Origin of the sequence: Selenomonas sp. KH1T6, from assembly GCF_900108415.1 — a bacterium.
Taxonomy (GTDB): Bacteria; Bacillota; Negativicutes; order Selenomonadales; family Selenomonadaceae; genus Selenomonas_B; species Selenomonas_B ruminantium_A.
This window is the reverse complement of sequence record NZ_FNWN01000068.1, coordinates 1-4,771: the sequence shown is the minus strand read 5'-3', so window position 1 is coordinate 4,771 and position 4,771 is coordinate 1. Positions and strand designations below refer to the sequence as shown.

At 49.1% G+C, this 4,771-nt stretch carries 8 protein-coding genes; all 8 read left to right on the top strand.

Going from position 1 to position 4,771, the window contains the following annotated elements; translation table 11 throughout:
• Positions 1 to 469: 469 nt before the first annotated feature.
• Complete coding sequence (locus tag BLW59_RS16970; RefSeq protein WP_217634657.1) at positions 470 to 859, top strand: phospholipase D-like domain-containing protein; 390 nt, start codon at positions 470 to 472, stop codon at positions 857 to 859.
• 160 nt (positions 860 to 1,019) lie between these two features.
• Complete coding sequence (locus tag BLW59_RS16965; RefSeq protein WP_074699037.1) at positions 1,020 to 1,346, top strand: hypothetical protein; 327 nt, start codon at positions 1,020 to 1,022, stop codon at positions 1,344 to 1,346.
• Positions 1,347 to 1,364: 18 nt separating this feature from the next.
• Entirely contained in the window at positions 1,365 to 1,613 is a 249-nt protein-coding gene (locus BLW59_RS16960; RefSeq protein ID WP_029543607.1) for a hypothetical protein, read from the top strand.
• A 12-nt stretch (positions 1,614 to 1,625) separates the two neighbouring features.
• Positions 1,626 to 2,060 (top strand): EamA family transporter, encoded by a 435-nt coding sequence (locus tag BLW59_RS16955; RefSeq protein ID WP_217634656.1) that lies wholly within the window; start codon positions 1,626 to 1,628, stop codon positions 2,058 to 2,060.
• Positions 2,061 to 2,098: 38 nt separating this feature from the next.
• Positions 2,099 to 2,269 carry a hypothetical protein gene (locus tag BLW59_RS17900; RefSeq protein ID WP_175463501.1) on the top strand — a complete coding sequence of 57 codons (171 nt, stop codon included), beginning with the start codon at positions 2,099 to 2,101 and terminating at the stop codon, positions 2,267 to 2,269.
• 366 nt (positions 2,270 to 2,635) lie between these two features.
• Positions 2,636 to 3,457 carry an EFR1 family ferrodoxin gene (locus BLW59_RS16950; protein ID WP_217634658.1) on the top strand — a complete coding sequence of 274 codons (822 nt, stop codon included), beginning with the start codon at positions 2,636 to 2,638 and terminating at the stop codon, positions 3,455 to 3,457.
• Between the two features lie 6 nt (positions 3,458 to 3,463).
• On the top strand, positions 3,464 to 4,441 hold the full coding sequence (locus BLW59_RS16945; RefSeq protein ID WP_074699033.1) for a P1 family peptidase: 978 nt from the start codon (positions 3,464 to 3,466) through the stop codon (positions 4,439 to 4,441).
• 69 nt (positions 4,442 to 4,510) lie between these two features.
• Positions 4,511 to 4,771: transposase (locus tag BLW59_RS16940; RefSeq protein ID WP_175463500.1), on the top strand; the 261-nt coding region annotated here is incomplete at its 3' end.

Sequence of the window (4,771 nt, the reverse complement as noted above, 5' to 3'; positions counted from 1 at the left end):
CGGACATGAATTTCCGAAGGTTCCTGAGCCGCGGCACAGCAAATGTCCTTGTTGAGATCATGCTGGTGGCTATGGCTTACAATATTCAAAAGCTGCACTGCAAAATCCAGTCAGACAGAGCAGGCCAGCACCTGTTCCCTGTGAATAACGCAGCCTGAATACAAAATAAGAGCACAAGAAAAAAGGCGATTTTTATACCGCCTGGTATCTTGTGCTCATTTTTAGTGGATTTTACAACGAATAGGAACTTCTTATACATCAACAAGGAAAAGGGGCTGTGCATAAGTGGAATTATACTCATGCAACAGCCCCGGACGTGCATGTGAAAATGCTGGAGCGTATGTATCAAAAGAGGTTGTCTGCGTATGCTGCCATGGGGTATACGGTTTATGCCCCTACTGGGAATGATGGAGCCAATGTGATACATACGGTAAGGGATTATCAGGAAACGTACTGGCAGGATTTCCAAATGGCAACGAGCAGGATATGTATATGCAGCCCAAGGCTGAGTCACCGGCGGGTATGGGAATTGATCAAGAAGCTTAAGCAGGACAAACGCTCTCAGATAGATTGCATCATTCTGACTTTAACAACAGGGAAATACTCTCCTCAGCAGCAGGCAGCTGTTGAGAACATGAAGAAGGCAATGCGGGAGGCGGGGGCAGATGTGCGTGAATTTGAAAGCCTAAACTGCCACTTTGCTGTTATGGATGATGATCTGGTGTGGTATGGCAGCATGAACTTCCTCTCACGGGAACACGAGGATGATATCCTGATGCGAATCAACAGCGAGTCTATAGTGAAGGAGTTATTGGCGATAAGCAATCAGGAGAAATCATCAGGAACAGTTAGAAAATGACATGTTAATAGGAAGCACAAAGGGTCGGGGCTGATGCCCCGGCTTTTTTCATCAGGGGACGGATGGGGGATTGATGCTGACAAGCAGGAAAAATGAGGACGGAGGCGAAATTAACCAGGTATGGATATACAAAAGGAGCAAGATTGTAGGAGGGATATTGATGCGCAGGGCAACCAGCTTGCTGTGCTTTTTGATTGTGATGCTGTGTGGCACGGTGGCTATGGCCGCCTCGCCTGTCAATGCTGACGGCTATTACAAGGGCATTAAGCTATGCGGCAGGGTGAAGGTTGTGGAGCACTTTGCAGATATCAAGGTGAAGGTAGTGGATTCCTTTCCTGATTTGAGGGTAAAAGTTGTAAGTTCCTTCCCGGATGACGTGGGGGAATGGCAGTTTGTGGAGTACGGTGAGGACTTCACGGTGCAGTTCGTGGAGAGCTTCCCGGATATCAAGATAAAGTATGTGAACAGCTTCCCCGGAGTTGAGTAAGGATGGTGCTGACAGGATATGAATAGGTTTCTGGATTTCTTATATGACCGTGGTTCTGAGACGTTCGCTGATAATGATGATTATGTGAGGGTAGTCCTGCCCTCAGACTATCCTGATTCCAGAATGCTGGAGAAGCTGTATGTGGCAGCAGGGTTGTTGCCGAAGCGCGAGGATATGGAGGCTTACAACAGGCAGGAGATAGCAGCGTACAACGAGAGACACCCGGATCACCCCATCAGTCTGGCTCTATTTGAGATGCAGATGTAGCAGGAAAGGACGATGTTGTTGTTTTCTTATATTTGGCCTATTGCGCTGGTGATTATCTGCAATACAGTTTATCAGGTGTGTGCCAAGTCGGTGCCGGTGGAAATCGATCCGCTGGCTTCGTTGACGGTAACATATCTGGTGGCAGCGATTATGTCCGGGCTGCTTTATTTGTGGCTGGGAGAGAGCGTAGATTTCCTGGGAGAGTATCGGAAACTGAACTGGGCGCCATTTGTGTTGGGGGCTGTTATAGTGGGTCTGGAAGCTGGCTGGATATATGCATATAAAGCTGGCTGGCCGGTGAGCACTGGCTTCATTGTGCAAAGTTCAGTACTGGCAGCGGCGCTTTTGCTGGTGGGATACTGGCTGTATCAGGAGCCTCTGGCGTGGAATAAGGTTGTGGGGGTAGCCATCTGCCTGATTGGGCTGGTGGTCATCAACTACAGGTAATGGCATCGGGTGCCAGCTGATAAGTAAGGGGGATGACCATGAAGTTCTGTCAATACTGCAACCAGCAGGTGCAGCCACGGAAGCATATCAACTGGTTCATACTGGTCCTGATGTGCCTGATTACCGGCGGGGGATGGCTGTTTGTGTATGTGCCATACTATTTCTTGTTTAAAAGCGAGTCTTGTCCTATATGCGGCGGGAAGTTTTGAAAAAAGGCTCCGCGTGCGTGATATGCTCCCCCTTGAGAGACAGTAAAAAAACAAAACTGTCACCATAGGGGGAGTTTTTCATGCCACACAAACCCCCGGCTCCTTGAAGTTATTGTCCTGATTCTAGTATTGAACCTGAAAGGCAGCGTAAAGGAATGGTGGATAATAAGCTAATTAACCTAGTGTTTCAGAGGGAAGGGATAAAGCTTGATAGAAATTTACATATTGTTATAATAGGTAATATAGAAATTAGCAGACGATATTATGGTATCTACGAGAGGCAGATCTGCTCTCAGAGTCATAGGCTGGGGCTTTTGTGCTATATTCATAGATGGCAAAACCATAACTGCGGCAGTATAATGAAATATATGCGCTTACAAGGGGGATACGGATATCAACACGGTAATTTATTACTATTCAGCAACAGGGAATTCACTATATACAGCAAGGGCTTTGCAAGAGTTGCTGCCGGAGGCGGAGCTTCGGTATATTCCTGAGGCGCTGGCAGAGGACAGCCCTTCTGTCAATGCGGAATGCGTGGGCTTTGTGTTTCCCATGCATTACTTTGGTCTGCCGCTTCAGGTGGAGGAGTTCTTGGAGAAGCTGACCATCTATGAATCTCCCTATACCTTTGCCATAGCCACCTGCGGTGTGCCCTACTGGGGGAGGCCTTTCCTGGATGCCGAGGCAATACTGGCTAAGAAAAACAGGAAACTTCATGGCAAGTGGTATGTGCGGCTGGTATCCAATTATATTCCCTACCGGGACATTGCCGCTGACTGGCGCATAAGCATCAGAGCTTGGCTGGCGAAGCGAAAAATCCGCAAGATTGCAGATGCTGTAAAAAACAAGGAACCCCATGATACATGGCAGCTTTTGCGGAAGTTTTGCCAGAGGTATCACGAGGATTGGCGGGCACGTCAGGAAAAGATTGACGGGGTATTCCAGTGTGACAAGGAGAAATGCACGTCATGCGGCCTGTGTGAGAAAATCTGCCCCAGAGGAAATATAGAGAGGCCGGAGGGATTTCCGGTGTGGCAGCATAGGTGCGTGGAATGCCTGGGGTGCCTCCATATCTGCCCGGTGAAGGCCGTAGATTTCGGAGAAGTCACCAAGGGGAGGAAGCGCTACAGACATAAGGAAATAAAAGTGACAGAGTTGATTAAGTCAGGAAAATCCAGGGGGTGAAGGTGAATGAATCTCATGGAAATACCCTTTGATGCAATAGATGGGGTTATGGTGGGCAATGCCCAGAGCGAAGCGGGCAAGACAGGGGTTACTGTCTTGTGCTTCAAGAAGGGAGCAAAGACCGGTGTAGATATAAGCGGCGGTGGTCCGGCCTCCAGAGAGACACCTGTCCTGGATCCCACCAGAGAAGATATTGGCATTCATGCCATAGTACTGTCTGGGGGCAGTGCCTACGGTCTGGCTGCTGCTGATGGGGTTATGAAGTGCTTGGAAGATAATGGCATAGGCTATGATACGGGCTTTGCCCTGGTTCCCTTGGTAGTACAGAGCAGCATTTATGACTTGTCTTATGGCAGTGCGAAAATCAGGCCGGACAGCAGGATGGGGTATGAGGCTTGCCAAAACGCCTTGCTGAAAAGCCAGCCCATAAGCGGCTCTGTTGGTGCGGGCAAAGGCGCTACCGTAGGAAAGCTCAAGGGCATGAGGCAGTCTCAGAAAAGTGGTATCGGATACTATGCTGTGCAGGCGGGAAACTTGAAACTGGGAGCTGTGGTAGTGGTGAATGCCCTGGGTGATATATACGTCGAGGGGCAAAAAGCAGCCGGTCTCATGAATGAAGAACGTACCGGCTTCATTGACAGTGTACAAGAGCTGTATCGCATAGCTGCCCCAAAAGATTTGCTGTCCCGTACCAATACAACCATAGGAGCCATTGTAACTAACGGCAAGTTTGACAAGTCGCAGCTGACCCGCATTGCAGCTCAGGCAGGAAATGCCTATGCGCGGTGCATAAATCCTGTAGGTACCTTGGCGGATGGGGACACAATATATGCTTCGTCATGTGGGGAGCCTGTGGAGGCCGATGTGAACATGGCAGGAACTATGGCGGCAGAGGTGATGGCCAACGCCATCAAAAATGCCATAGAGTCCTCAAAGATGGATGATGCGGAGTATCTGAAGTGCTGCCTGAATCTGCCAGTATGAGTCTACCCCGGATTTTGTGTAAACCTCCCAAGTGATGTAAAATGGGAACATCACTTGGGAGGTATTTTTATGAGCAGAAAATCACGCACCCCAGAAGAGCAAGCCCGCCGGGAGAAGATTCGGGCACTGCTGCAAGAAAGCAACGTCACCAGCATGGAGGACATTCAGAACTTATTTAAGGAAACTATAGCAGAGTTCATGGAGAATGGCCTTGAAGCAGAGCTGGATGACTCCCTGGGCTATGGTAAGTATGACTACAAGAACAAGGATACGGACAACAGCCGTAACGGCCACAGCCGCAAGAATCTCCGCACCAGCTTTGGCGATGTG

Excerpts from the sequence above, each read along its gene's own strand:
- BLW59_RS16970 (WP_217634657.1), top strand. The coding sequence starts at position 470 with ATGGCAACGAGCAGGATATGTATATGCAGCCCAAGGCTGAGTCACCGG.
- BLW59_RS16960 (WP_029543607.1), top strand. The coding sequence starts at position 1,365 with ATGAATAGGTTTCTGGATTTCTTATATGACCGTGGTTCTGAGACGTTC.
- BLW59_RS16945 (WP_074699033.1), top strand. The coding sequence starts at position 3,464 with ATGAATCTCATGGAAATACCCTTTGATGCAATAGATGGGGTTATGGTG.
- BLW59_RS16955 (WP_217634656.1), top strand. The coding sequence starts at position 1,626 with ATGTTGTTGTTTTCTTATATTTGGCCTATTGCGCTGGTGATTATCTGC.
- BLW59_RS16965 (WP_074699037.1), top strand. The coding sequence starts at position 1,020 with ATGCGCAGGGCAACCAGCTTGCTGTGCTTTTTGATTGTGATGCTGTGT.
- BLW59_RS17900 (WP_175463501.1), top strand. The coding sequence starts at position 2,099 with ATGAAGTTCTGTCAATACTGCAACCAGCAGGTGCAGCCACGGAAGCAT.